Source organism: Luteimonas rhizosphaericola (assembly GCF_029888045.1).
Lineage (GTDB): Bacteria > Pseudomonadota > Gammaproteobacteria > Xanthomonadales > Xanthomonadaceae > Luteimonas > Luteimonas rhizosphaericola.
The window spans coordinates 360,287-387,131 of the sequence record NZ_JARXRN010000016.1 but is presented as its reverse complement, the minus strand read 5'-3'; the positions used below and the strand labels follow the sequence as shown (position 1 = coordinate 387,131).

Annotated in this window: 22 protein-coding genes and 1 tRNA gene; 14 read left to right on the top strand and 9 right to left on the bottom strand. The window is 69.9% G+C overall.

Features of this window, described 5'->3' with window-relative positions; genetic code table 11:
* Window positions 1-434: 434 nt before the first annotated feature.
* A tRNA-Glu gene (locus tag QFW80_RS03030) sits at window positions 435-510 on the bottom strand.
* Between the two features lie 147 nt (window positions 511-657).
* On the opposite strand from QFW80_RS03030, the gene pcnB reads away from it, so the two are divergent.
* The 5 genes from pcnB to pgi all read left to right on the top strand — a co-directional run bounded on the left by pcnB (window position 658) and on the right by pgi (window position 5,819).
* Window positions 658-1,989 (top strand): polynucleotide adenylyltransferase PcnB, encoded by a 1,332-nt coding sequence (pcnB, locus tag QFW80_RS03025; protein ID WP_280599934.1) that lies wholly within the window; start codon window positions 658-660, stop codon window positions 1,987-1,989.
* Window positions 1,986-2,483 carry a 2-amino-4-hydroxy-6-hydroxymethyldihydropteridine diphosphokinase gene (gene folK / locus QFW80_RS03020; RefSeq protein WP_280599658.1) on the top strand — a complete coding sequence of 166 codons (498 nt, stop codon included), beginning with the start codon at window positions 1,986-1,988 and terminating at the stop codon, window positions 2,481-2,483. Before pcnB ends, folK begins: the two co-directional genes overlap by 4 nt.
* A 4-nt stretch (window positions 2,484-2,487) precedes the next feature.
* Window positions 2,488-3,306, top strand: a complete 819-nt coding sequence (gene panB, locus QFW80_RS03015) for a 3-methyl-2-oxobutanoate hydroxymethyltransferase (RefSeq protein WP_280599656.1) — start codon at window positions 2,488-2,490, stop codon at window positions 3,304-3,306.
* Window positions 3,307-3,318: 12 nt separating this feature from the next.
* A complete protein-coding gene (panC, locus tag QFW80_RS03010; protein ID WP_280599654.1) occupies window positions 3,319-4,176 on the top strand; it encodes a pantoate--beta-alanine ligase in 858 nt (285 codons plus the stop codon).
* Window positions 4,177-4,316: 140 nt separating this feature from the next.
* Window positions 4,317-5,819 carry a glucose-6-phosphate isomerase gene (pgi, locus tag QFW80_RS03005; protein ID WP_280599652.1) on the top strand — a complete coding sequence of 501 codons (1,503 nt, stop codon included), beginning with the start codon at window positions 4,317-4,319 and terminating at the stop codon, window positions 5,817-5,819.
* Window positions 5,820-5,969: 150 nt separating this feature from the next.
* Here pgi and queG read toward each other — a convergent pair whose 3' ends face one another.
* On the bottom strand, window positions 5,970-7,052 hold the full coding sequence (gene queG, locus QFW80_RS03000) for a tRNA epoxyqueuosine(34) reductase QueG (RefSeq protein WP_425603493.1): 1,083 nt from the start codon (window positions 7,050-7,052) through the stop codon (window positions 5,970-5,972).
* Window positions 7,053-7,064: 12 nt separating this feature from the next.
* Between queG and QFW80_RS02995 the strand changes: the two genes are divergently transcribed.
* The 6 genes from QFW80_RS02995 to QFW80_RS02970 all read left to right on the top strand — a co-directional run bounded on the left by QFW80_RS02995 (window position 7,065) and on the right by QFW80_RS02970 (window position 14,569).
* Complete coding sequence (locus QFW80_RS02995; RefSeq protein ID WP_280599649.1) at window positions 7,065-8,561, top strand: NAD(P)H-hydrate dehydratase; 1,497 nt, start codon at window positions 7,065-7,067, stop codon at window positions 8,559-8,561.
* On the top strand, window positions 8,558-9,046 hold the full coding sequence (tsaE, locus tag QFW80_RS02990) for a tRNA (adenosine(37)-N6)-threonylcarbamoyltransferase complex ATPase subunit type 1 TsaE (RefSeq protein ID WP_280599648.1): 489 nt from the start codon (window positions 8,558-8,560) through the stop codon (window positions 9,044-9,046). The genes QFW80_RS02995 and tsaE overlap by 4 nt, the downstream gene beginning before the upstream one ends.
* 75 nt (window positions 9,047-9,121) lie before the next feature.
* A complete protein-coding gene (locus tag QFW80_RS02985) occupies window positions 9,122-10,669 on the top strand; it encodes an N-acetylmuramoyl-L-alanine amidase (RefSeq protein ID WP_280599647.1) in 1,548 nt (515 codons plus the stop codon).
* Window positions 10,670-10,717: 48 nt separating this feature from the next.
* Complete coding sequence (gene mutL, locus QFW80_RS02980; protein WP_280599646.1) at window positions 10,718-12,547, top strand: DNA mismatch repair endonuclease MutL; 1,830 nt, start codon at window positions 10,718-10,720, stop codon at window positions 12,545-12,547.
* A gap of 2 nt (window positions 12,548-12,549) precedes the next feature.
* Complete coding sequence (locus QFW80_RS02975) at window positions 12,550-13,503, top strand: DUF1684 domain-containing protein (protein WP_280599933.1); 954 nt, start codon at window positions 12,550-12,552, stop codon at window positions 13,501-13,503.
* Between the two features lie 100 nt (window positions 13,504-13,603).
* The gene (locus QFW80_RS02970) at window positions 13,604-14,569 is read left to right on the top strand and encodes a TraB/GumN family protein (RefSeq protein ID WP_280599645.1); all 966 of its coding nucleotides are present in this window, start codon (window positions 13,604-13,606) and stop codon (window positions 14,567-14,569) included.
* 138 nt (window positions 14,570-14,707) lie between these two features.
* Here the strand turns inward: QFW80_RS02970 and rnfB are convergent, their stop codons facing one another.
* The 6 genes from rnfB to QFW80_RS02940 form a co-directional block, all read right to left on the bottom strand.
* Window positions 14,708-15,142, bottom strand: a complete 435-nt coding sequence (gene rnfB, locus QFW80_RS02965) for an Rnf electron transport complex subunit RnfB (RefSeq protein ID WP_280599643.1) — start codon at window positions 15,140-15,142, stop codon at window positions 14,708-14,710.
* A gap of 22 nt (window positions 15,143-15,164) precedes the next feature.
* Window positions 15,165-17,288, bottom strand: coding sequence for a methionine--tRNA ligase (gene metG, locus QFW80_RS02960; RefSeq protein ID WP_280599642.1), 2,124 nt, complete (start codon window positions 17,286-17,288; stop codon window positions 15,165-15,167).
* 237 nt (window positions 17,289-17,525) lie between these two features.
* Entirely contained in the window at window positions 17,526-17,957 is a 432-nt protein-coding gene (locus tag QFW80_RS02955) for a DUF2147 domain-containing protein (protein WP_280599641.1), read from the bottom strand.
* 122 nt (window positions 17,958-18,079) lie between these two features.
* Window positions 18,080-18,790 (bottom strand): SEL1-like repeat protein, encoded by a 711-nt coding sequence (locus QFW80_RS02950; RefSeq protein ID WP_280599640.1) that lies wholly within the window; start codon window positions 18,788-18,790, stop codon window positions 18,080-18,082.
* A 621-nt stretch (window positions 18,791-19,411) separates the two neighbouring features.
* Entirely contained in the window at window positions 19,412-21,376 is a 1,965-nt protein-coding gene (locus QFW80_RS02945; protein ID WP_280599638.1) for a S9 family peptidase, read from the bottom strand.
* A gap of 105 nt (window positions 21,377-21,481) precedes the next feature.
* Window positions 21,482-24,274: a TonB-dependent receptor plug domain-containing protein gene (locus QFW80_RS02940; protein ID WP_280599636.1), complete on the bottom strand. Its 2,793-nt coding sequence runs from the start codon at window positions 24,272-24,274 to the stop codon at window positions 21,482-21,484.
* An 11-nt stretch (window positions 24,275-24,285) separates the two neighbouring features.
* Between QFW80_RS02940 and QFW80_RS02935 the strand changes: the two genes are divergently transcribed.
* From QFW80_RS02935 to dcd, 3 genes are all read left to right on the top strand, one after another.
* Window positions 24,286-24,459 carry a hypothetical protein gene (locus QFW80_RS02935; protein WP_280599633.1) on the top strand — a complete coding sequence of 58 codons (174 nt, stop codon included), beginning with the start codon at window positions 24,286-24,288 and terminating at the stop codon, window positions 24,457-24,459.
* Between the two features lie 38 nt (window positions 24,460-24,497).
* A complete protein-coding gene (apbC, locus tag QFW80_RS02930) occupies window positions 24,498-25,340 on the top strand; it encodes an iron-sulfur cluster carrier protein ApbC (RefSeq protein ID WP_280599632.1) in 843 nt (280 codons plus the stop codon).
* A gap of 249 nt (window positions 25,341-25,589) precedes the next feature.
* Window positions 25,590-26,162: a dCTP deaminase gene (dcd, locus tag QFW80_RS02925; RefSeq protein ID WP_280599631.1), complete on the top strand. Its 573-nt coding sequence runs from the start codon at window positions 25,590-25,592 to the stop codon at window positions 26,160-26,162.
* Window positions 26,163-26,198: 36 nt separating this feature from the next.
* Here dcd and pcp read toward each other — a convergent pair whose 3' ends face one another.
* Entirely contained in the window at window positions 26,199-26,840 is a 642-nt protein-coding gene (gene pcp, locus QFW80_RS02920) for a pyroglutamyl-peptidase I (protein WP_280599630.1), read from the bottom strand.
* Window positions 26,841-26,845 lie beyond the last annotated feature (5 nt).

Below are 26,845 nucleotides of genomic sequence, written 5' to 3'. Positions count from 1 at the left end.
TCCGCCTGCCGGCGGACGCCTCCTCCTTGATTTCGCCGCGAAGACCCGCCGCCTGCGGCCAGCCTCGGCTCCCGCTGGATCCGATGCCAGTTCTTTCGCGGTGGCGAATCAAATGGCGCGCGTACCGATGCGCCCACTTCGTCACGCCTGCGATGTCCGAAGCGCCGGGTGCGGGCGTCCTCGGGGGCGAACTCAAGGGGGAGGCGACGGCCGGGGGCCGTCGCCGGAGGACATTCGCCGCCGAGGGCGCCCGTGCCCGGTGCCACGGGAAAACGATGAGGGCCCGTCCGACGCTTCGAAGCCCGGAACTCCAAGAGAACCGCACGAGGCAAGACCGGTTCAACCGGCCAGCGGTCCTCGGATCCGGCGAGGCGGGGGCAACTGCAGGAGAGGCAGAAAAGAAAAGGCCCGCTTGCGCGGGCCTTTCCGGAAGATGGCGCTCCCTACGGGATTCGAACCCGTGTTTTAGCCTTGAGAGGGCCACGTCCTAGGCCTCTAGACGAAGGGAGCAGGGTGCTGCGGAACGCAGCGCCGGCTGGACGACCGGCTGCCCGGGCCGACCCGGGAGGGCAGGACGCCGATGCAGCTTGCTAGTATAGCAGCGATATGGCGACCGACACCTCCATCCTGGCGCCGCCCCCGGAAGCCCCTGGCCTGATGCCGACCCACACCCCGTCCGTCCCGACCGAACTGCGGATCATCCCCCGCGACCAGCACCCGATCTCGCGCCGGGGCATCAGCCCCAATGCGCTGCGCGTGCTCTACCGCCTGCACGAGGCCGGCCACCGCGCGTGCCTGGTCGGCGGCGCCGTGCGCGACCTCCTCGCGGGGCTGGCCCCGAAGGACTTCGACGTCGCCACCGACGCCACCCCGGAGGAAGTCCGGCACCTGTTCCGCAACTGCCGCCTGATCGGGCGGCGCTTCCGGCTGGCGCACGTGGTGTTCGGCCGCGAGATCATCGAGGTAGCCACCTTCCGCGCCAACATCGACGACGGCAGCGGCGACCGCCAGGTGCACGACGACGGCCGCCTGCTGCGCGACAACGTCTACGGCACGATCGAGGACGACGCCGTCCGCCGCGACTTCACCGCGAACGCGCTGTACTACGACATCGCCGACTTCTCGGTGCGCGACTACGTCGGCGGTTTCGAGGACGTCACCCACCGCGTGCTGCGCCTGATCGGGGATCCCGAAACGCGCTACCGCGAGGACCCGGTGCGCATGCTGCGCGCGATCCGCCTGGCCGGGAAGCTCGGCTTCGACATCGCCGAGGACACCGCCGCGCCGCTGCCCGGCCTGGCGCCGCTGCTGTCGGAGGCCGCGCCCGCGCGCCTGTTCGAGGAATGCCTGAAGATGTTCCTGTCCGGGAACGCTGTGGCCAGCTTCGAGGGCCTCGAGCGCCACGGCCTGCTGTCGGCGCTGTTTCCGGAAACCGCCGCCGCGCTCGCGGCCAACCGCAGCGGCGCGCTGCGGCGGATGCTCGTCGAGGGCCTGCGCGGCACCGACCGGCGGGTGGCGATGGACGAACCGGTCTCGCCGGCGTTCCTGTTCGCGGTGCTGCTGTGGCCGGCGTACTGCCGCTCGCTGATGGCGCTGCAGGCGCAGGGCCTGCACACGGTGGAGGCCGAGCGCCGCGCCGCCGACCGGGTGACCCTGCACCAGCTGTCCACGATCGCGCTGCCGCGCCGGTTCTCGCTGCCGATGCAGGAGATCTGGCTGATGCAGGCCCGGTTCTCGCAGCGCCAGCGCAAGCGGGTGGTGCGCACGCTGTCGCATCCGCGCTTCCGCGCCGCATTCGATTTCCTGGTGCTGCGGCGCGCTGCGTCGCCCGCGCACGAGGACGACATCGCGTTCTGGCAGGAGGCGCAGGGCGATCCCGATGCGGCCCTGGCCCACCAGTCGGGCGACGCCGCGCATGCCGACGATGCGGACGGCGCTGCTCCGCGCAAGCGCCGGCGCCGGCGCCGGCGGCACGCGTCCGCGGAATGAGCGGGGTCCACGCCTGCGTCGGCCTCGGCGGCAACGTCGGCGAGGTGGCGCGGACGTTGGCGGCGGCGCTGCATGCGCTCGACCGCCTGCCAGATACGCGCCTGCTGCGCGCCTCGCGCTTCTACCGCACGCCGGCCTGGGGGCGGCGCGACCAGCCGGACTTCCTCAACGGCGCGGCCGTGCTCGAGACCGGCCTGGCGGCGCAGGCCCTGCTCGACGCCTTGCTCGCCATCGAACGCGATTTCGGCCGCGCGCGGGGGGACGGGGAGGGCGAACGCTGGGGCCCGCGCACGCTCGACCTCGACCTGCTGCTGTACGGCGACGCGGTGATCGACATCCCCGGCCTGCGGGTGCCGCACCCGCACCTGCACGAGCGCGCGTTCGCGCTGCTGCCGCTGGCCGAGATCGCGCCGGCGGCGGTCATCCCCGGGCACGGGCCTGTGGCCGAGGCGCTGGCGGCGTTGGATGCGTCCGGCATCGAAGCGATACCCTAGGCGCATGGACCGATCCGCGCCCGACAAGCCCCTGACCGTCCCGGCGCTGGCCGAGGCGCGCGCCGCCGGGCGCCGGCTGGCGATGCTCACCGCCTACGACGCCGGGTTCGCGCGCGTGCTCGATGCCAACGGCACCGACATCGTGCTGGTCGGCGATTCGCTGGGCATGGTGGTGCAGGGGCATGCGTCCACCCTCCCGGTCGACGTCGACGCGATGGCCTACCACGTGGCGGCGGTGGCCCGCGGCCTGCGCCGGGCGCTGCTGCTGGCGGACCTGCCGTTCCAGGCCGATGCCACGCCCGAACGCGCGCTCGATGCCGCCACCCGCCTGCTGCAGACGGGCGCCGGCATGGTCAAGCTCGAGGGCGCCGGCCCGCACAAGCTGGCGGCGATCCGGTTCCTGTCCGCGCGCGAGATCCCGGTCTGCGCGCACCTGGGGCTCACGCCGCAGTCGGTGCTGCGCTTCGGCGGCTACAAGGTGCAGGGACGCGAGGCCGCCGCCGCCGCGCAGCTGCGCGCCGATGCGCTCGCCGTGGCCGAGGCGGGCGCGGCGCTGCTGGTGCTCGAATGCGTGCCGTCGGCGCTGGCCGGCCAGATCACCCGCGCCTCGCCGGTGCCGACCATCGGCATCGGCGCCGGTCCACACTGCGACGGCCAGGTGCTGGTTCTGCACGACATGCTGGGCCTGGACAGCGGCCACCGGCGCCCGAAATTCGTGAAGGATTTCCTGGAAACCGGCGGCTCGGTCGCCGGCGCGGTGCGCGCCTACGTGGCCGCGGTGCGCGAGGGCAGCTTCCCGGGCCCCGGCCACGCCTACGACTGAACGACGCGACGGATGCTCGAGACCTTCGAAGACCTCGCCGCCCTGCGTGCGCGGGTGGCGGACTGGAAGCGGCAGGGCCTGCGGGTGGGCTTCGTGCCGACCATGGGCAACCTGCACGCCGGCCACCATTCGCTGGTGGAGCTCGTCCGCCGGCACGCCGACCGCGTGGTCGCCAGCGTGTTCGTGAACCCGACCCAGTTCGGCCCGAACGAGGACTACGCGCGCTACCCCCGGACCCCGGCCGAGGATGCCGTCGGCCTGGACGGCGCCGGCTGCGACGCGCTGTGGATGCCGTCGGTGGAGACGATGTACCCGTTCGGGGCGGAGCAGGCCGTGCGCATCCGCGTCCCCGGCATCACCGACGTGCTCGACGGCGCGCACCGCCCGGGCCATTTCGACGGCGTGTCCACCGTGGTCGCGCGCCTGTTCAACCAGGTGCAGCCGGACGTGGCCGCGTTCGGGCGCAAGGACTACCAGCAGCTGGCGGTGATCCGCTATCTGGTGCGCGACCTCGCGATCCCGGTGGAACTGCTTGCAGGCGAAACGGTGCGCGAGGCCGACGGGCTGGCGATGAGTTCGCGCAACCAGTATCTCGATCCGGGCGAACGCGCGATCGCGCCGGAGATCCATCGCACGCTGCAGGCGATGCGCGACGCCGCGCGCGCGGGCGACGGCCTGCAGGCAGTGGAAGCAGCGGCCACCACGCGCCTGCGCGGGGCCGGCTTCCAGGTCGACTACGCCGTGGTCCGGCGCGCCGACCTGTCGGATGCGGGCGAGGGCAGCGCCGTGCCCGGGGCGTACGTGGCGCTGGTCGCGGCGCGGCTGGGACGGACGCGCCTGATCGACAATCTGGCCTTCGACATCGGTTGAGCACGCGCCTGCGGGCGGACGCGGTTGCCTTCTATACTCCGTGGTGGTCCACGCCACGGCGCGCGCCGGGCGCGATCCGCGCACGCGCCACCGTGTCGGCGAGGATGGACCGCCCCTCCCCAACACTGCAGGCCCCGCCCATGCCGGATTTCGCGACCCTTCGATCCCACGCCGCACGCCTGGCCGACACGCCGGTGGCGCGTCTGCTGCAGGACGAGCCGGAGCGGGCGCGCGCCCTGTCGCTGCGGGTGGGGCCGCTGTACGCGAACTTCGCCCGCCAGCGCTACGACGGCGCCGCGCTGGATGCGCTGTACGCCCTGGCCGACGACGCCGGGTTCGCGCGTGCCATGCGCCGCCTGCTCGACGGCGAGACCGTCAACGCCACCGAAGGCCGCGCCGCGCTGCACAGCGCGCTGCGTGGCGATGCCTCCACGGCGCCGTTCGCGCGCGAGTGCAGCGCGCAGGCGGCGCAGGCGCGCGTGCGGATGCGCACGCTGGTCGAGGCGGTCGTCGCGAGCGGCGTGACCGACGTGGTCAGCGTCGGCATCGGCGGCTCCGACCTCGGCCCGCGGCTGGTGGCCGATGCGCTGGCGCAGCCGGACGCGCGCGTGCGCGTGCACTTCCTGTCCAACGTCGATGGCAATGCGGCCCGACGCACGCTGGCCGGCCTCGATCCGGCGAAGACCGCGGCGATCCTGATCTCCAAGACCTTCGGCACCCAGGAGACCCTGCTCAACGGCGCCATCGTGCGCGACTGGCTGGGCGACGACGCGCGCGTGTACGCGGTCAGCGCCAACGTCGAGCGCGCGGCCGCCTTCGGCATCGCGCCCGAGCGGATCCTGCCGATGTGGGACTGGGTGGGTGGACGCTACTCGCTGTGGTCGGCGGTGGGCTTCCCGATCGCGCTGGCGATCGGGATGGACCGCTTCGAAGCGCTGCTGGCGGGCGCGGCGGAACTGGACGCGCATGCCGCGAACGCGTCGCCGCGCGAGAATCTCGCGATCCTGCACGCGCTGACCGCGCTGTGGAACCGCAACGCGCTCGGGCTGGCGACGCAGGCGGTGCTGCCGTACGACGAGCGCCTCAGGCTGCTGCCCAACTACCTGCAGCAGCTGGTAATGGAGAGCCTGGGCAAGTCGGCACGTCTCGACGGCGTGCCGCTGGCCGAGGACACCGTCCCGGTGTGGTGGGGCGGGCCGGGCACCGACACCCAGCACAGCTTCTTCCAGGCGCTGCACCAGGGCACCCAGGTGGTGCCGGCGGATTTCATCGGCGTCGTCCGCAGCGAGGATGGCTTCGAGGGGAACCACCGCGCGCTGCTGGCCAACCTGCTGGCGCAGACCGAGGCGCTGGCCAACGGCCAGTCCAGCGACGATCCGCACCGCGCCTACGCCGGCAACCGCCCCAGCACCCTGCTGCTGCTCGATGCGCTCACGCCGCAGTCGCTGGGCATGCTGATCGCGCTGTACGAGCACAGCGTGTACCTGCAGTCGGTGGCCTGGGGCATCAACGCCTTCGACCAGTTCGGCGTCGAACTCGGAAAGCAGGTGGCCAACCGGCTGCTGCCGGCGCTGGAAGGCAAGGCCGAAGCGGACGACCCGGTCACCCGCGCGCTGCTGGCGGAGATCGCGTCGCGCGGCTGAGGCTCCGCATCGGTGAAGCGGCCGCGGCGCGCCTGCGAACAGCGCCGCCGGCCACCCGATGACGTCAAACAGCTGCGGAGTCCGCCCTTTCGGGCGACGAGGCGTCGAGTTCCCGTGCCGTGGGCGGGCCCGCCCTGGACGTTCCGGTGGCTACGCGCCGTGTCTCGCGAGCGCCCATTCGACGTGTTCGCGCACCATCGGATCGTCCACCCCGCGACGCGCCTGCAGGGCGGCCAGCACCCCGGGCGAGGTCGGGGCGTTGCCCAGCGCCACCGCCAGGTTGCGCAGCCAGCGCACGTAGCCGCTGCGGCGGATCGGCGAGCCTTCGGTGCGCTGCAGGAATTCGTCCTCGCTCCAGGCGAACAGCTCCTCGAGCGTGGCTTCGTCGAGCCGGTTGCGGGCGCGGAAGTCGGGCTCGTCGGTGCGGCGGGCGAACTTGTTCCACGGACAGATCAGCTGGCAGTCGTCGCAGCCGAAGATGCGGTTGCCGATCAGCGGACGCAGCTCCGGATCGATGGCGCCTTCGTGTTCGATGGTGAGGTAGGCGATGCAGCGTCGCGCATCGAGCCGGTGCGGCGCCGTGATCGCGCGCGTCGGGCAGATCTCGATGCAGCGCACGCAGCTGCCGCAATGGGCGCTCGCCGGCGGGTCGACCGGCAGCGCGAGGTCGACGTAGATCTCGCCCAGGAAGAACCACGAGCCGCCGTCGCGATCGATCAGGCACGTGTGCTTGCCGATCCAGCCCAGGCCGGCGTTGCGCGCCAGCGCGCGCTCGAGCACCGGCGCCGAGTCCACGAACACGCGGTGGCCGAACGGCCCGATCTCGTAGGCGACGCGGTCGGCCAGCCGCTGCAGGCGCTGGCGCATCAGCTTGTGGTAGTCGCGGCCCAGCGCGTAGCGCGCGACGTAGGCGCGGGTGCCGTCGGCGAGGGTGCGCCAGGCGGCGTCGGGATCCTGGCCGTAGTCCAGGCCCACCGACACCACCCGCACCGTGCCGGGCACCAGCTCGCGCGGACGGGCGCGCCTGTCGCCGTGGCGCGCCATCCAGTCCATGTCGCCGTAGAGGCCCTGCGCCAGCCAGTCGCGCAGGTGCGCCTCGTCCTCGTCCAGGTCCACGCCGGCGATGCCGCAGCGCTGGAAGCCCGACTCGCGCGCGAGCGCCTTGATCCGCAGGGCGAGCGCAGCGGGATCGTAGACCGGCGGGGCGGGGCGGAGGGACACCGCCGCAAGTATAGAATCCGGCCGATGGATGCCGTCCCACGCCCCCGCGGCACGCCGCTGTACGACGCCGCGGCGCTGCGCGTGATCGAAACCGACATGGCGGCGCGCCTGGGCGACGGCTTCGCGCTGATGGCGCGCGCCGGCCAGGCCGCGTGGCGCGAACTGCTGTCGCGCTGGCCGGACGTGCAGCGCATCGTGGTGGTGTGCGGGCCGGGCAACAACGGCGGCGACGGCTACGAGCTGTGCCGGCACGCGCACGAGTCCGGACGCGATGCGCGCGTGCTGCGGCTCGAGGCCCATGCGCCGCGCACTGCACTCGCGCGGCAGGCCTGCGGGGCGTACCGGGAATCAGGCGGCCGCATCAAGGCCTTCGACGACGGCTTCGGACGTGCGCAGCTGGTGGTCGATGCCCTGTTCGGCATCGGACTGTCGCGCGAGCCCGATGCCGAGGCCGCGCGCGTCATCGATGCGATCAACGCCTCGGGCCTGCCGGTGTTCGCGCTCGACGTGCCCAGCGGACTCGACGCCGATCGCGGCAGCGCGCCCGGGCGCGTGGTGCACGCCAGCCACACCCTGCAGCTGCTCGCCCCGCACGCGGGCCTGTACACCGGCGCGGCGGCGCGCTGCACCGGCTCGCTGGCGCTGGCCACGCTCGACGCCGACGAGGCGCTCGCGCGGGCGCCCGCGGCGGCGATCCGGCTCGATCGCGACGACCTGCGCGACTGGATCGCGCCGCGCGCACGCGACGCGCACAAGGGCGACAGCGGCCACGTGCTGTGCATCGGCGGCGACACCGGCAAGGGCGGGGCGGTCATGCTGGCGGCCGACGCGGCGCTGCGCTGCGGCGCCGGCCTGGTCAGCGTGGCGACCCGGCCGGCGCATGTCCCGGCCCTGCTGGCGCGGCGGCCGGAGGCGATGGTCCATGGCGTCGACGAGGCGACCGCGCTGGCTGCGCTGATGGACCGCGCCGACGTGGTCGCGCTCGGGCCGGGTCTCGGGCAGGAAGACTGGGGCGCGCGGCTGCATGCCGAAGCGCTCGCGGCGGGCAAGCCGCTGGTGCTCGACGCGGACGCGCTGAACGTGCTCGCCCGCCATACGCGCGTGCTGCCGGCCGGCACGATCCTCACTCCGCACCCTGGTGAGGCGGCGCGGCTGCTGGGCTTCACCACGGCCGAGGTGCAGGCCAACCGCTTCGCCGCGGCGCGGCTGCTGGCGGAGATGTTCGGCTGCGTGGTCGTGCTCAAGGGTGCCGGCACCCTGGTGGCCGCGCCGGAGCAGGTGCCGCGGGTGATCGCGGCCGGCAATCCGGGCATGGCCGTGGGCGGCATGGGCGATCTCCTGACCGGCTGCATCGCCGCGCTCCGCGCGCTCGGGCTGGAGGCGTTCGACGCCGCCTGCCACGGCGCCCTGTTGCACGCGGTCGCCGGCGACACCGCGGCGCAGGACGGCGAGCGTGGCCTGCTGCCGACGGACCTCCTGGCCCCGCTGCGCACCTGGGTCAACGGCGGGCCGCACGCATGATCGACGTGTCGCTTCCCGACGAAGCCGCGACCAGCAGCCTGGCTGGTGTCTTGGCCAGCCACGCCCCGCCGCAGGCCGTCGTCCACCTGCACGGGGACCTCGGCGCCGGCAAGTCGACGCTGGCGCGGGCCTGGCTGCGGGCGCTGGGGGTCACCGGCACCGTCCGCAGCCCGACCTATACCCTGGTCGAACGCTACCCGCTGGCCACGGGCGGCGAGGCCCTGCACCTGGACCTCTACCGGATCGGCGATGCCGGCGAACTCGAATTCCTCGGCCTGGATGAGCCGGAGGCCGTACTGTGGCTGATCGAGTGGCCCGAACGCGGGGCGGGCGCGCTGCCGCCGGCCGACCTGCACGTCCGGCTTGGGATGGCGGGGGCGGGGCGCCGGGCGACACTGATCCCGGCTAGTGCCGCCGGAACCGCCTGGCTTGCGCGCCTTGGCGATGATGCCGAGTTGCAGCCGATTCCTGAACCGAACCCATAGGAACGGGCGGCAGGTCGCCGATTTGAAAGGAAAAGTGCGTTGCAAAGGTGAGTCATCGATGATTCACTACGCCGCATGCGCACCCGGGGTCTCCACGTCCAACAGATCCTGCTCGGCCTCGCCTTGCTGGCGGCGCTGGTCTGGAATCTCGCGCATGCCGCGGAGCTGAAGGCGGTCCAGCTGGACAGCGGCCCCACCGGGACCCGGGCCGAACTGCGGCTGGATCAGGACGCCGAGTACCGGCTGATCCACCTCAAGGATCCGCACCGGCTGGTCGTGGACCTGCCCGGCAGCCGCCTTGGCGGCGGCCTGGCGCTGCCGGCCGCGGTGGGCGTGGTGAAGGCCGTCCGCAGCGGTCAGCCCGAGCCGGGCACGAGCCGCATCGTGTTCGACCTGGCCACCCCGGTGGTGGCACTCAAGCCCCGTATCGAAGCAGGCTCCGGCGGCACGCGCCTGGTCATCGAGTGGCCGGGCGACGGGCAGGCCGATCCGATTGCCGCGATTGCCGCGGGGCAGCCGGCCGCTCCGGTCTCCGCCGACACCGCTGCCGTGGCAGCCGGCACGTCCCCTGCAGCCACCGCGACCCCGGGCGTGACGCCGCAGCCCGACCCCGCCGCCGCCTCGGCCGCCGCGACCTCGCGCCTGGTCGCCGAACTGCGCGCCGCCGGCCAGGCCGGCGCCGCGCCCGCCACGTATCCGGCATCGCCGCCGCAACCGCAGCCGACTTCCGATCCGTCGTTGCCCCGCGCGGTGCCGAGCTCCACACCCGCGCCGGCCACTGTCGCCGCCGCAGTGGTGCCTGCGACGCCGCCGGTGGTGGCGCCCGCGCCGGTCGAAGCGCCACCGCCCGTCCGTGCCGTCACTGGCGGCACCCGGCCGCTGGTGATCGCGATCGATGCCGGCCATGGCGGCCAGGACCCCGGCGCCATCGGCCCCAGCGGCAAGCGCGAGAAGGACATCACGCTGGCGATCGCGCGCGAACTGGCACGGCAGGTCAATGCCACGCCCGGCCTGCGCGCGCACCTGGTGCGCGACCGCGACGTGTTCATCCCCTTGAACAACCGCGCCCGGATCGCGCGCCAGGCCAAGGCGGACATGTTCATCTCGATCCACGCCGACGCGGCCGAGAACCGCAACGCCAAGGGCTCCTCGGTGTACGTGCTTTCCCTGCGCGGCGCCTCGTCGCAGCGCGCCCGCTGGCTGGCGGAGAAGGAGAACGCAGCCGACCTGATCGGCGGCGTGCGCGCGCCGTCCAACGACAGCGTGCTGACCAACGTGCTGCTCGACCTCACCCAGAGCGGGCAGATGAAGGCCTCCGAGGACGCCGGCAACCACATCCTGTCCGGCCTCAAGCGCATCGGCAACAACCACAAGCCGCACATCGAGCGCGCCAACTTCGCCGTGCTGCGCACCTCCGACATGCCGGCGATGCTGGTCGAGACCGCCTTCCTCTCCAACCCGGAGGAGGAGAAGCGGCTGATCGACCCGAAGTTCCAGGGCACGGTGGCGCGCGCGATCCTCGACGGCGTGCACACCTACTTCTCCAGCCAGCCGCCGCCGGGCACGCTGTACGCCGCGCGTGCGGCGGACGAGCGCGTCGCCAGCGCCGCCGGCAGCCGCTGACAGCCGCGCGGCGAGGACCGCGCCGCCGCGCGCCGGTATCATGCGCGGGTGCCCATCCAGCAGCTGCCCGACACCCTGATCAACCAGATCGCCGCCGGCGAGGTCGTGGAACGACCCGCATCGGTAGTGAAGGAACTGGTCGAGAACGCACTCGACGCCGGGGCGGGGAGGATCGACATCGACCTCGAGGAAGGCGGCGTGCGCCTGGTGCGGGTGCGCGACGATGGCGGCGGCATGGCCGCCGGCGACCTGCCGCTGGCGGTGTCGCGCCATGCCACCAGCAAGATCGCCAGCCTCGACGACCTCGAAGCGGTGGCCACGCTCGGCTTCCGCGGCGAGGCGCTGCCGTCGATCGCCTCGGTGAGCCGGTTCCTGATCGCCACCCGCCGCGTCGGCGACGCGCACGGTGCCGCGCTGGCCGTGGATGGCGGGCGCGTGGGCCAGGTGGCGCCGAAGCAGCAGCCGACCGGAACCGTGGTCGAGGTGCGCGACCTGTTCTACAACGTGCCGGCGCGGCGCAAGTTCCTGCGCGCCGAGCGCACCGAGCTCGGCCACATCGAGGAGTGGCTGCGCGCGCTCGCGCTGGCGCGCCCGGATGTCGAACTGCGCGTCACCCACAACGGCAAGCCGTCGCGACGCTACCGCGCGCTGTCCGAGGCGGGCGCGGGCCTGTTCACCGACGAGCGCCTGGCCGGCACGCTTGGCGAGGAGTTCGCGCGCCACGCGCTGCGCATCGACCATGCGGGCGCCGGGCTGCGGCTGCACGGTTGGATCGCTCAGCCGGCCTACTCGCGCGCCAGCACCGACCAACAGTACGTCTACGTCAACGGGCGCCCCGTGCGCGACCGCAGCATCGCGCATGCGGTGCGCCAGGCTTTCGCCGACGTGCTCTACCACGGGCGCCAGCCGGCCTACGTGCTGTTCCTCGAGCTGGACCCCACCCGGGTGGACGTCAACGTGCATCCGGCCAAGCACGAGGTGCGTTTCCGCGATTCGCGCCTGGTGCACGACTTCGTCTACCGCACCGTCCACGATGCACTCGCGGCGACCCGCGCCGGCGGCGCCGCGGCGGCGCCCGGAGGCGAACCGGCGGCCGCGTCATGGGGCACGCCATCGCAGCACACCGCGGAACCGCCGGCGGCGGGTGCGTGGTCGCCCCTGGGCGCGATGCCGCAGGGTGGCTCCCAGGTGCCGATGCGGCTGCAGGTCGACGAAGCGCGCGCCGCGTACGCGGCGCTGTATGGCGGCGATCCGCAGCGGCCAACCCTGCCGCGCGAGGACGCCGCTGCCGGCGTGCCGCCGCTGGGCTTCGCGATCGCGCAGCTGCACGGCATCTACATCCTCAGCGAAGCGGCCGACGGCCTGATCGTGGTCGACATGCACGCCGCGCACGAACGCATCGGCTACGAACGCCTCAAGACCGCGCACGACAGCGAGGGCCTGCGCGCGCAGCCGTTGCTGGTGCCGCAGGCGGTGGCGGTGTCCGAGCGCGAGGCCGACGTGGCCGAGCAGGAGGCCGCGACGCTGGCGGAACTGGGCTTCGAACTCTCGCGTGGCGGCCCGCAGTCGCTGCTGCTGCGCAGCGTGCCCGCACTGCTGGCGCAGGGCGATACCGAGGCGCTGCTGCGCGACGTGCTGGCCGACCTGCGCGAGCACGGCGAGAGCCTGCGCGTGCGCAGCGCCCGCGACGAACTGCTCTCGACCATGGCCTGCCACGGCGCGGTGCGCGCCAACCGCCGGCTCACCGTCCCGGAGATGAATGCGCTGCTGCGGCAGATGGAGGCGACGGAGCGCTCCGGACAATGCAATCATGGACGCCCGACCTGGGCGCACTTCCCGCTGCCCGAGATCGACCGTTGGTTCCTGAGGGGGCGTTGAGCATGGGCAGGCATGGAAAATGGGCGGGCCTCGTGCTCGGCGTGCTGCTGGTGGGCTGCGGTGGCCAGCCGGAAGATCGCGGCACGGCCGATACCCCGGTGGAGGCGGCCCCGGCCGATCCGGCGTTCGTGGCGGACAACGAGGCCTGGCGCGCGGAGCGCCGCGAGCGACTGCTGCAGCCCGACGGCTGGGCCAGCCTGATCGGCCTGCACTGGATCGAACTGCCGGCGCACTACGTGGGCAGCGGCCCGACCAGCGGTATCCGCCTCGCCAAGGGGCCCGAGCGGATGGGCCTGCTGCAGCGCCAGGGCGGCAAGGTGTATCTCACGCCCGAATCCGATGCGGCGCTCACCGTGGACGGCGCGCCGGCGAAGGGACGCTTCGAGCTGGTGCCGGACGTGACCGGCACGCCGACGGTGGTCGGCTTCGACGACGGCAAGGGGCAATTGGTGCTGGTCGATCGCGGCGGGCGCAAGGCGTTGCGGGTCCGCCATGCCGAAGCCGAAACGCTCACCGGACTGGCGCCGCTCGACTATTGGCCGGCCGATCCGGCGTGGCGGGTGCAGGCGCGTTTCGTGCCGCACCCGGCCGGCAAGACGATTCCGATCATGGACATCCTCAGCCAGCAGCAGCCGCAGCCCAATCCCGGCGTGGTCGAGTTCGAGCGCGGCGGCGCGAGCTATCGCCTCGAGGCGCTGGAGGGCGAGGACGGCGGCCTGTTCCTGGTGTTCGCGGACCGCACCAGCGGCCACGAGAGCTACGCGGCCGGTCGTTACCTGTACACGCCGGCGCCTGCGGCCGACGGCACGGTGGAGGTCGACTTCAACCGCGCCTACAACCCGCCGTGCGTGTTCACCGACTACGCCACCTGCCCGCTCCCGCCGCCTGAAAACCGCCTCGACCTGGCGGTCACCGCCGGCGAGAAAAAATACGTGCGGCCCGTGCCCACCACCTAGGGCGGTCGCCCGCGGGACGGCCAGCATGCCGCCCGAGGCGGCGTCACACCCGGTGCGCCGATCGCGTCCGGGTACCCCACATCACCACCATGGATGTCCGATGCGATCCCAGCCCAGCCGCGCGCCACGCCTGATCCGATCCCTGCTCGCGGCCACCGCGCTCGTCGCGTTCGCCGGCGGGCTACACGCCGACACCGCGCGCAGCGCCGCGCCGGTGCCGCTGCTGTGGAAGGTCTCCGACGACGACAACGCGCTGTACCTGCTGGGCTCGTTCCACCTGCTCAAGCCGGACGACTACCCGCTCTCGCGCGACGTCGATGCCGCGTTTGCCGATGCCGAGAAGGTGGTATTCGAGATCCCGCCCGAGGAGCTTGGTTCCCCCGCGCTGGGCATGCAGATGGGCCAGGCCGCGCTGCGGACCGACGGCACCGCGCTCGACAGCGAACTGCCGGCCGGGACGAAGCAGGCGCTGGACGCGTGGATCGAGGCCAATGCGGCCGAACTGCAGAAGATGCAGATGACGCCGCAGGCGCTGCAGCTGTTCGAGCCGTGGTTCGCGGGGCTGATGGTGACGATCGTGGAGATGGGCAAGGCCGGCCTCGATCCCGCGCTCGGCCTCGACAGCAACCTGGCGCAGAAGGCCTCGCAGGCCGGCAAGCCGACCGGCGGGCTGGAGACCGGCGCGCAGCAGATCGCCTTCCTCGACGGCATGGACCGGGCCGAGCAGCTGCAGTTCCTGCAGGAGTCGCTGGCCAGCGCCGGCGAGGGCCGCGCCGAGATCGACAAGCTGCACGCGGCCTGGCGCAGCGGCGATGCCGAGGCGCTGTGGAGCGGCATGGCCGCGGAGATGCGCACCCAGTTCCCGAAGCTGTACCACCGCATCAACGTCGAGCGCAACGACGCCTGGGTGCCGAAGCTCGAGGCGAAGCTGTCGGCCTCCGGCACCGACGACACCCTGGTCGTGGTCGGCGCGCTGCACCTGCTGGGCGAGGATGGCGTGGTCGAGAAGCTGCGCGCGAAGGGCTACGAGGTCGAGCGCATCTGTTCGGCGTGCCCGGCGCAGTGAGGCGGCGAACGCTGCGGCCAGGCCCCGGCTGAGCGGTCGAAGACGGACAGCCGTCGGATGCGGCGTGTCCGGGGCGTGTCGATGACCGGCGTCGTCCGCACGTCGCCCGCGGCGTCCGCGCTGCGCCTGTGCACGGCCTCAACCGGCGTCGAGGCCGCCAGACGGCAGCGGATGCAGTTCGATGCAGTCCACCGGGCAGGCCGGCACGCACAGTTCGCAGCCGGTGCACAGTGGCGGAATCACCGTGTGCATCAGTTTCGTGCCGCCGACGATGGCGTCCACCGGACAGGCCTGGATGCACTTCGTGCAGCCGATGCAGTCGGCTTCCACCACCCAGGCCACCTGCGGCGGCTCGCACGTGCCGCGGCTGCGGTCGTAGGGCAGGGCGGGCACGCCGAGCACGTGCGCCAGCGCGCGCGCACCGGAGTCGCCGCCGGGCGGGCAGCGGTCGACGCCGACCTCGCCGCGATCCATCGCCTCGGCATACGGGCGGCAGCCGTCGAACCCGCATTGCCCGCACTGGGTCTGCGGCAGCAGCCGGTCCAGGCGTTCGATGCGGGCGAGGGCCGCCATGCGGGGTCCGCGCCCGGCGCGCTCAGCGCACCGGCATGCCGGGCTGCGCGCGCGCGTCGGCATCGAGCAGCGCCAGCGCGCCGCCGTCGAAGCCGGCCGAGAGGATCATCCCTTCGCTCACCCCGAAGCGCATCTTGCGCGGCGCGAGGTTGGCGATGAACACCACGTTGCGTCCCACCAGGGCGTCGGGGTCGGCGTAGCTGGCCCGGATGCCCGAGAAGATCTGGCGCTGGCCGAGTTCGCCGGCATCGAGCAGGAAGCGGAGCAGCTTGTCGGAACCGTCCACGACCCCGCACTCGAGCACCTTGCCGATGCGCAGGTCGAGTTTCGCGAAATCGTCGATGCCGATGTACGCAGGTGCCGGTGCCGGCGCGTTGTCCGCAGGGGCCGGCTGCGGGCCCGCGTCCCGCTTCGCGCTCGGCGCGGCGCTGGCGGTGTCGGCGGAAGCGGAGAAGGTGTCCTTGCTGGCGTCGGTCATGGCCTGGATGTGCTTGGGGTCGATGCGGGTGAACAGGGGCTCGTAGGACTGCAGCGTGCGGCCCGCGAGTTCGATGAACGCGCCGGGGCGCAGGCCGTCGACCGCGAGGTAGCGCTCCACGCGCGAGGCGATGCCCGGCAGGATCGGCTTGAGCATGCCGGCGATGTCGGCGAAGGCCTGCAGCGCGGTGGCGAGGACCAGATGCAGGTCCGCGCGGCGGGACGACTCCTTGGCCAGCGCCCAGGGCGCCGTCTGTGCAATGTACTCGTTGACGCTGTCCGCGGCGGCCATCGCGTTGCGCGCGACGGCGGCGAAGTTGCCCGACTCGTATTCCTGCGGCGCGAGCAGGCTCGCGTTGCGGACCCCTGCGCGAACGGCGTGCGCCTGGGGCTCCCAGCCCTCGCTCACGCCGCCGGGCGTGGCGCCGGGCAGGACGTTGTCGAACTGGGTCTGCAGCAGCTTCGCGCAGCGGCTGGCGATGTTGACGAACTTGCCGACCAGGTCGCTGTTCACCCGCGCCACGAAGTCGGCCAGGTTCAGGTCCACATCGTCCACGCCGCCGGAGGACTTGGTGGCGAAGTAGTAGCGCAGCGCCTCGGGATCCAGTCCGCTGTCGAGGTAGGTGCGCGCCATCACGAAGGTGCCGCGCGACTTCGACATCTTCGCCCCGTCGACGGTCAGGTAACCGTTGACGTGCAGGCGCTCGGGCAGGCGCAGGCCGTTGCCGGCGAGCACCGCCGGCCAGAACAGGCCGTGGAAGTTGACGATGTCCTTGCCGATGAAGTGACGCAGTTCGGCATGGTCGCCCGGCTTCAGCAGCGCCTCGAACGCGGGTTCGTCGAAGCCTGGCACCTGGCCGCTGCGCGCGAGCGCGAGCAGGCTCGACAGGTAGCCGATCGGCGCATCGAGCCAGACGTAGAAATACTTGCCGGGGTGCCCGGGGATCTCGAAGCCGAAGTAGGGCGCGTCGCGCGAGATGTCCCAGTCGCGCAGGCCGCCCTCGGCGTCGATCCACTCGCGCAGCTTCGCCTTGACGCCGGGGATGCCGACATCGCCCTGCAGCCAGTCGCGCAGCACGCCGGTGAAGTCGCCGGCCTGGAAGAAGAAGTGCTCCGACGCGCGCAGTTCGGGCGTCGCCCCCGACACTACCGAGCGCGGGTTCTTCAGCTCGGTCGGCGAATAGGTCGCGCCGCAGTTCTCGCAGTTGTCGCCGTACTGGTCGTCGGTGCCGCACACCGGGCAGGTGCCCTTGACGTAGCGGTCGGGCAGGAACATCGCCTTGACCGGATCGTAGAGCTGCTCGATCGAGCGGCGCGCGATGTGGCCGCCTGCGTCGAGCGCGGCGTAGAAGCGCTCGGTCAGCTCGCGGTTCTCGGCCGAATGGGTGGAGTGGTACCAGTCGAAGTCGACGGCGAAGTCGGCGAAATCGCGCTGCTGGCTCGCCTGCGTGACCTTGATGAACTCCTCCGGCGCCACGCCGGCCTTCTCGGCGGCGAGCATGATCGGCGTGCCGTGGGTGTCGTTGGCGCACACGAAATGCACCGTGCCGCCCGCCATGCGCCGTGCCCGGACCCAGATGTCGGCTTGGATGTAGCCGACCAGGTGGCCGATGTGCAGGTGCCCGTTGCCGTAGGGCAGGGCGCTGGAAACGATCGCGGGGCGGGGCATGGGGGTGGGCGACGACGAGGGGCCGGGATTATCGCATGGCCCCATGCGGCGCCCGGCGCGCGCGCCGGCGGCGGGCTTCGCCCGTGTCCCGCATCGGAATCACGCGTTCATCGACGCATGGGCCCAAGGGCCCAAGGGCCGCCTGGCGCCTTGTTCTTCCCCGGCACGGCGCAATCCGCGCGATGCGCGGACGCGGGACGCCCGGCGCGGACCGGGCAAGGCCGGCGGCTGGAGCGGCTACTGCCGCAGCCAGACCTGCGACTTGCAGATGAAGGCGATGCAGCCCGAGACCTCGAGCTTGTCGCCGCCCTCGAGCAGCTCCATCTTCGACTTGTACACCTTGCCTTCGTCGGGCTTGAGGATGGTGCCGCCGGAGTACGCGTCCCCGTCGCGCTTCATGCCGCGGATGATTTCCATCCCGGTGATCGGCTTGCCCCTGCGGTCGTCCTTGCACTTGTCGCAGGCCGGGTTCGGCCGGCTGGGGTTGAGCAGCTCGACGATCCGCCCACTCAGGGCGCCATTGGCCCCCTGGGTGATCTCGACGATCGACTTGGCCTGCCCGGTCTCGTCGTCGATGGTCTTCCAGCGGCCTTCGGCGGGGTCGGCGGCGATGGCGAGCACGGGCATGAGTGCGGCGATGAGCAGGCAGGAATACTTGAGCATGGGCATCTCGAGAATAGCGGCAGACCGCCGTCGCCGAAGTTATACCGCAATCGACGTCGCGACTGGTGCCTTCGCGCGGAGACGGGCGAGGTCGGCTGAGGTCTTCACCGACCCCAAGGTGACAGCAACTACTCCAGCGGCTTGGAGCCCAGCTGTTGCTCGTCGCGATAGGGTGTCGTCGGCTCCGCTGCGTCGATCTGCGGCGTCGAAGTGGGAATACGCGAAGCGGCATCCCCCACGGCCGCATTGGCGGCTTCGATCTCTCCGACGGTCACCCTGCCAACCCTGGGCTTCAGCCAGATGGAATCGTGCCAAGCCATGTATTGCTCGGGATCCCAGTACTTCTCATCGAAGAACTTGGCGCCATCGATCTGTTCGAAACCAGCAGGGCCGGGAACGTAGATTTGGAGACTACCGACCGCTCCTACGCGGCTACCGGTAATCTGGTTGCGGCCACGCCGGATCGCCGTCGCCAGGCGCGGCCGCGCCGCATCATCTCCATAGCGAGCGTAGATTTCCTGGCCGCGCTCCAAGGCAGATGCTCGCTGATCCTCATCCAGCGCCGCCCAGTAGCGCTCGCGCAGGCCGATGAAGCCCTCGTACCCGCGCTCAGCCGCCAGATCCATCCATACATACGCCAGCACCGGGTCGGGATTCTCCACGCCCTGCCCGTTCCAGAGCATTTCCGCCACCATTCCCTGCGAAGGCTTGTCTGCGTAATAGCTGGCGCGCATGAAGAACCGCAGCGCATCCTCGTAGCGCCCGGCGCGCATGTCCTCCAGTCCAAGCAATCTGTAGCGAAGATCGGGATGCGCTGACAGGAAACCGGCGTTGATCATGAGCCGATCCTGGGTCGGATCTTCGGGGAGGGCGGTCGCTTGGCCCCATGCGGCTGGACACGCCAGTAAGACGCACAGGACAGCGTGAACATAGAGTGGCCGGATGCTCGCTTTCACGGTGAGCCTGGGAAGTGGAATACGCGGCTGAAGATCGGATGATCGTCGCATTAAGGCCAGTCCCGAAAGTAATAGGACGGGACCGCTACCCCAGAAGAGCCGCCAGCGGCATCTGCCGGAGGGCCCCGCCTGATGAACTGCTGATTGGCGGCTGGGCGCGCGCTGCGGGTTTCAAGCCCCGTATCCGCTTCACTTCAGGATACGGTTCGGATGTCATTCCAGCACGCCAGCACTTGCCGATCAGCAAAGGGTGACGTGTGTCGCTGCGGCGATCGACGCTCGTCGACCCGCTGGCTGCGAGGGCAGAACAGCCGCAATCCCGCTGGGTCGTTCAGCATCGCGCCACACCACGCGACCGCTGCACCGCTTCGAGAACGGGCGCGATCGGCGACGGGTGACAACAATCCGCGTACCTCAGACAACGCCTCGTCCGCACAACGTTGGCGCCCTCGAGCGGACACGAGGCTGACGGTCACCGGTTGTCGCTGGCACCCCACCCGCAGCCTATCGACCGATGTGGCGTGCGAAGAAATCCAGCATCTTGGTGTACAGGTTTACTCGGGCTGGCACATCGTAAAATCCATGCATCTCGCCCGACTGGATGATCATACCCTCGGGAGGATTACCCGCTTCGCGCAGAGCTTTGTCCATCAACTCGGTTTGTTCGGGTGGTGTGCGCACGTCCCGAGCGCCGGCCGCCAGAAAAACGGGAATCTTCACTTCCTGTGCGAGCCTGGCAGGCGAATTCTCCGACCAGACGGCCGTATTCGAGCCGTGGGTACGCCTCAGGTAGCGCTGCCCGCTTTCCGTCTCCGGGATATCGCCCTTCTTGAACATCATGTCGACGTCGTAGACGCCGACATAGCCGAACGCGCACTTGAACAGTCCGGGGGCGCGGATCGGTGCCATCAACGCAGAGTACCCGCCAAAGCTGCCTCCGTAGATGCAGATGCGATCCGGATCAGCGTGTCCGCGCTCCACCGCCCATCGAGTGGCGTCTACGATGTCATTCTGAATTCCTTGGCCCCATTGCAGGTGACCCGCGTCGCGGAATTCCTTGCCGTAGCCGCCCGAACCCCGGTAGTTCACCTGCAGCACTGCGTAGCCGCGGCTGGCCAACAACTGAGCTTCCGGGTTGAAGCTCCAATAATCGCGGGGTCCGATGGGGCCGCCGTGGGGGTTGACGATCAGGGGCAGATTTCTGCCGTTGGACCCATGGGGCAGCGTGAGAAAGCCATGGAGACGCCGGCCGTCCCGAGCCTGGAGCGTGAACGGCTTCACTGACGCCATCGCGTCCTTGTCGAGCCTGGGGCGGCGATGCATCAGGAACTTGGCCTGTCCCGACGCTCGATCGTACAGGTAAAGTTCGCCCGGATTCGAATCGCTTGCGACCGACACAACCACCTTTTGTCCGTCGCGCGTGTAGCTGGAAAAGTCGACCATCTGACCTTCGAACGCGGCCGCAAGCGAGGCATACAGTTCTGCATCCGGATCGGTTTCATCGATCAGCGTGACCTTGGGAGCGCCTGCCTCGCTGACGACCGCTACCAGCGCGTTGCCGTCAGTCGACCAGATCAGGTTCGACGCCTCGGCGACATCGTCCTGAAAGAGCGTCTTGAATGCGCCGCTCTCCAGATCGAGAGTTCCGATTGCAGCTGGACGAACTCCGTCATCCTGCTCCGCGAATACGGTACCTTCGTCGGTGGTCCTGACGACGGACAGGTGCTTCCCGTCGGACTTCGATGCACTCAGCAAGGTCCAGTTTCGGCCCTCCCGCCGATACAGCTCGGTACGTTCCTCGTACTCACCGACATCATCCTTGCTGGACGAGCACACCGCGAAGCCCGGTTGCTTGTTGGCGTCCAGCACGATGCTGCAGTTCTCCTTCGGCGCCCGCCCCAGCGAACTGCGGCGGCCGGTGAAGGTATCGACCAGGAAGGCCTCGCTGCCGGCGCCTTCGGAGGACCGCGGCGACTGGGCCTGCATCACGACCTGCGTATCGTCGTCCTTCAGGGTGTCCAGGAGGGTGAACCGCTCGTTGCCGACAGTCTTGCCGCGTTGCGTTGCATCGCGAGTGCCGTAGAAGATGAGCGGGCGCGGCTGGCTTCCGTCCGCATTGACCGCGAACCACTCACCGGTGTTGAAAGGCTGGGCGTAGCCGCCGAGCTTCTTGACCGCATTGAAGATCAGTCTTTCCGGACTGACCCAGTAGAAGGAGCCGATGCTCTTGTCGTCAGGTAGTTGATTGACCTTGAGAAGCTCAAGGTCGCCAGTGCGCATGACGACCAGAACATCCTGCTCCCCCTTGTCCACGGTCATCGCGAGGTACTCGCCATTGGGCGAGATTCGGACCGCGCTGTAGGACGGATGGGATACGAAATCTTCGACCGGCTGGAGTCCGGCGGCCCGTGCCGAGAGCGGGGCGGTGAGTGCGGCAAGCACGATCAGAAAGCTGGAAGAGTACTTCATGGGTCCTCTTGGCATGCGTCCGCCAAAGCCTGTGGCGCGGGTCGGGTGAGTCCTGACTTCGTTGCGCTGGCCCGGGCATCGCCGGGCCAGCGCATTGCTACGAGGTCAGTTGAAACGATAGCTGTAGCTTGCAAACACCTCACGTCCGATCGGGCTATACGCCCGCCAGAAGAACGGATACGAGTTGAAGGTGTCGTCTTCCGGATGCAGCTCATCGAGAATGTTGTTGACCGCGAAGCCAACCGTCGCCTTTTCGGTGATCTTCTTCTCGACACGGCCATTCCAGATCACGTACGAACCGATCCGTCCGGTTTCAGCCCAGTTCGGGAGGGAACCCCAGCGATAACCATTGACATTGAAGGTCCAGTCGTCCAGTTCCCAGTTGACTTCCCAATTCACGCGGCTCCGGAAGTTGAAGAACTGGCGGTTGTCACGCAGGTTCCGAATCTCGTCGCCAGGGAATTCCTGCTCGTCGAGCTTCAGGACGTGGGTCCAGCCCAAGCCGAAGTTGAAATCTCCCATCCGGTCGGTGTCGAGCTGGTAGCGCCATTTGGCGTCGATGCCAGATGTTTCGAGCATCGACTGGTTGAACGGAAACGATAGGTAGTTGTCGATCTCGTCGTCATTGACTTCGTCGACGCCAGTGCGCTCGACCAGGCCGGTGAAGAACTGGCACGACGACGAACCGGAGTCAACCGGATTCCCGTTGCGGTCGGTGCCGAGCAGGCACGCTGCCTCCTCCCGGAGGAGGTAACTGGTCGAGATATCGCTCACCGCTCCCTCAAGCTTGATCCGATAGGCATCCACGCTCAAGGACATGCTGTCGGTCACGTCCCAGACGATACCCACGGTCGCCGAGCGCCCCTCTTCCTCCTGCAATTCGGTGCTTCCCTGACGGGTTCCGAAGACTGAGTAGGTGTAGTCGCCGGTGTTGCACGGACCGCCGGCTTCAGTGGGATCGAAGCCGTCACGGCGGCAGCGGTACTCATCCAGCACAGTGACGAAGAAGCCCGACTCCTGCGCGAAGACATAATGCATGTCGGGCGCGCGGAAGCTCGTGGCGAAACTGCCACGGATCATGAAGTTGTCGGTCGGCCTGAACTCGAGTCCCGACGACCAGGTGAAGGCGCCATCGACATCGGTCACATCGTCGTACTTGTCGTACCGGCCGGCGACACTGAGCTTGAGCGTTTCCAGCAGTGGCACGCTAAATTCGACGCCAACCGCATAGCGATCGCGCTCGCCTCCACCACCGGTACCCGTGAGGTTGTAGATCGGCTCGGGGCCGTCGTAGTTCGGGGCGATGCGCGGATCGTTCTCGAGGTCGTACTCCTGCCGCGCGGCCTCGAGCGTGGCGGCCATTCCGACCGGGCCCGCAGGCAGCTCAAACAGGTCGCCCGACAGGACGAACGACGCCTGAGAAACTTCGGAGGTCGCATCCGTGTTGACCGTCGTGATCAGGGACTGGTAGGTGTCAGGATCAAGCGGCGTGAAGTAGCGATCGACGTTGAAATTGACGACCGGATACGCGCCGAAGAACGGATCGAGCTCTCCGGTCTCCGGGCCGAGGAAGTACTCGTTGATCCGATTCGCGAGGAAGCGCGGTTGCTGCACTTCCAGTTCGTAGCGCGCGTGCGACAGGGTCACGTCCCAGTCGAACCGATCCGAGAACATCATGCCGCGCAGGCCGGTTGCCAGGTCGAACGAGCGTTCGCTCACCTCCGTCTGCTGAGCCCCACGTCCGCCGAGTTCGGTAGGAGTGAAAATGCGCTGCGTGTCCACGATGGTATCGAGCGTGGGGTCGTACGCCAGGGGGGACTGCCAGAATTGGGTCGCGGAAGCGATCTTGGCGTCGGCGCGAGCCACGGAGAGTTGGGCGAACGCCTGCAGGTCGTTGGCGAAGTCGTACGTCCCGTACAGGTAGCCGGTGAAGGTCGAGTCCGAATTGCGTATCTGCTGTGTGGCCGGATAGCCGAAATAACCGCAGGTTCCGCGCGCCTCGAGTTCGAACTCGGAGAACCGTGCGCAGGTGGATGCCGCATCCTCGCCTTCGGGATAGATGTAGGAATCCAACCCAGTCCCGATCAGTCGGTCGCGCAGGCGGATGCCGATGACCGCGGTGGCGTCCTCCGGATCCACGGACGGGTCGTCCCGGTACGAATCCATGAAGTCGCGCTGCGCGGCGAAGATCTCCTCGCGTTCCAAGTACTCCGCCGCATACGTCAGGCTCCAGTTGTCGCCGACCTTGCCGCCAATCCACTGAAGTCGGCCGCTATCGCCGCCGCCGCGAGTCGTTGTGCCGCCGCGCAGGGTCAGCATGTCGCCGTCGTAGTTCGACTTCATGATGATATTCACAACGCCAGCCACGGCGTCGGAGCCGTAGATCGCCGAGGCGCCACCGGACAGCACTTCAATGCGTTCGATTGCGGCCGCGGGAATGTTCGCCAGATTCACTGCGTTCGACTGGCTGTTGTAGGGCAACGGGTAGTCCGCCGTACGGCGTCCATTGACGAGGATCAACTGGTATCCGGGGCCCAGGCCGCGCAGGTTGAGAAAGCTCGCGTTGGGTGTGAAGCCGTTCTGATTGAGTTCGTTCTGGACAGAGCCGGTGAACTCGGTCAGGGTGTTCAGCGCATCGTAGACGGTGGAAAAACCCTGCCGCTCGATATCATCGGCCGTGATCACGGTAACGGGGGCGGGCCCCTCGATGTCGACCTTCTTGATCCGCGAGCCTGTTACCACGACCTTGTCCAGTTCCGTCGAAGCCGGCTGGTCGGCCGCGTCCTGGGACGAGGACTGGTCCTGGGCCGAGGCAGGCATGGCGGCCACAGAAACGAGGGTTGCCATCAAGGCGACGGTCAGTTTGCTTCGCGCACCGAGATACTTCTTCTGTCTCATACGATTCCCCAATGAGTTCCAAGACGATTGCCGGGAGCATGGCCATTGCGCAGGACTCAATGCCCTTTTTTGCGATGGCTGCGCCGGAGGTTAACATGACCTTAATGATGTGGTCATCGGCCAGTCATTTTTTGGCCGTCGGGCTGATCCAAGGCGGGCGCCCGGACAAGGGCGACGAGAGGTGAAGGTTGTGAACGGCGAGATCAGACAGGCTCATCGATCCGTGTCCCCGGGTGCCGTGCAGAGCGGGTTGAGCCCCCACCCCCGCATCCGCAACATCCTCGCCGTCGGTTCGGGGAAGGGCGGGGTGGGGAAGTCGACGACGGCGGTGAACCTCGCGCTGGCGCTGGCCGCGGCAGGGGCGCGCGTCGGGGTGCTGGATGCGGACGTGTACGGGCCGAGCATCCCGACCATGCTGGGCCTGTCGGGCAAGCCGGACAGTCCCGACGGCAAGTCGATCCTGCCGATGCGCGCGCACGGGATCGAGGCGATGTCGATCGGGTTCCTGGTCGAGGCGGACACGCCGATGATCTGGCGCGGGCCGATGGCGACCTCTGCGCTCACGCAACTGCTCAACGACACGCTGTGGGGCGGCGAAGAGGGCCTCGACTACCTGATCGTGGACCTGCCGCCCGGTACCGGCGACATCCAGCTCACGCTGGCGCAGAAGATCCCCGTCGCCGGCGCGGTGGTGGTGACCACGCCCCAGGACGTGGCCACGCTCGACGCGCGCAAGGCGCTGCGGATGTTCGAGAAGGTGGACGTCGCGGTGCTCGGCCTGGTGGAGAACATGGCCCAGCACGTGTGCTCGAACTGCGGCCACGTCGAGCACCTGTTCGGCCACGGGGGCGGCGAGCGCATGGCGGCGCAGTACGGCGTGCCGCTGCTGGGATCGCTGCCGCTGGAGATCGGGATCCGCGCGCAGGGCGACGCCGGCGTGCCGATCGTGGCCGCGTCCCCGGACTCGGCCGCCGCCGCGGCCTACCGCGCCACCGCCGCGCGCCTGCGCGAGGAACTCGAGAAGCGTCCGCGCGCGCCGCGGGGCATTTCCGCCTCACTCCTTTAGATCGGCCTGGACCTGCGCAGCAGCGCTGTCCGGGTGAGCGCCTGCGATCCGGTGCCGGCGCAGGCGAACCCGGGCGCTTCGATCCCTGCGACCACCGGCGGATGGGGCGACTACGCTTCCGGCCTCGTGCCGCCTTCGAGCGTAAGGCAACCCGCGCGACGCGCAGAACCAGCGGGCGCCGACGGCTGACGGCGGGCCGGCCCCCCCCTACAATGCGCGCTTCCGGCCGCGCGCCGCAGGGAACACCGCATGAGCATCAAGAGCGACCGCTGGATCCGGCGCATGTCCGAGCAGCACGGGATGATCGAGCCCTACGAGCCGGGCCAGGTGAAGCAGGCCGCGGGCGGGCGCATCGTCAGCTACGGGACGTCCAGCTACGGCTACGACGTGCGCTGCTCGCGCGAGTTCAAGGTGTTTACCAACATCAACTCCACGATCGTCGATCCCAAGCATTTCGATCCCAAGAGCTTCGTCGACATCGAGGCCGACGAGTGCATCATCCCGCCGAACTCGTTCGCGCTGGCGCGCACGGTCGAGTATTTCCGCATTCCGCGCGACACCCTGGTGGTGTGCCTGGGCAAGAGTACCTACGCGCGCTGCGGGATCATCGTCAACGTCACGCCGCTGGAGCCGGAGTGGGAGGGGCACGTGACCCTGGAGTTCTCCAATACCACGCCGCTGCCGGCGCGCATCTACGCCAACGAGGGCGTGGCGCAGATGCTGTTCTTCCAGTCCGATGCGGACGACGTGTGCGAAACCTCGTACAAGGATCGCGGGGGCAAGTACCAGGGGCAGACGGGCGTCACGCTTCCCCGGACCTGAGCGCACCTGAGCGGACGGGGCGGGCCGCGCGCCCGGCTACTCCGTCGCGCCGGCGCCGATGCGCCGGTCCCGCTGCGTGGTGAGCGCCACGCGGAGCGCGATGCGCAGGGCCGCGACGATCTGGTCGTGGGTCAACGCGCCTCCGGATCCGTTCTCGGCGCTCGGGTCCAGGGCCGGCGGTACGTGCACGAAGCCCGCGCGTATCCTGCGGCCGCGCAGCGCGTGCATCAGGCCGTAGAACACGTGGTTGCAGACATAGGTGCCGGCGCTCTGCGAGACCTCCACCGGAATGCCGGCCTCGCCGATCGCCGCGTACATCGCCTTGATCGGCAGGGTCGAGAAATAGGCCGCCGGGCCGCGGCGCACCACCGGCGCGTCGACCGGCTGGCGGCCGGCGTTGTCGGGGATGCGAGCATCGTCGACATTGATCGCCACGCGCTCGAGCGAGATCGCGCTGCGCCCGGAGGCCAGCCCGGTACACAGGACCAGCGCCGGGCGCAGTTCCCGGATCGCCTGGCGCAGCGCGTCGCGCGCCACGCCGAACTCGACCGGGAGCCTGCGTGCCACGATGCGGTGGCCCGCGACGTCCTCGCCATCGAGCACGCGCGCCGCGTCCCAGCTCGGATTGCAAGCGGCGCCATCGAACGGCGCGAAGCCGGTGAGCAGAACGTTGCGCATGCGCG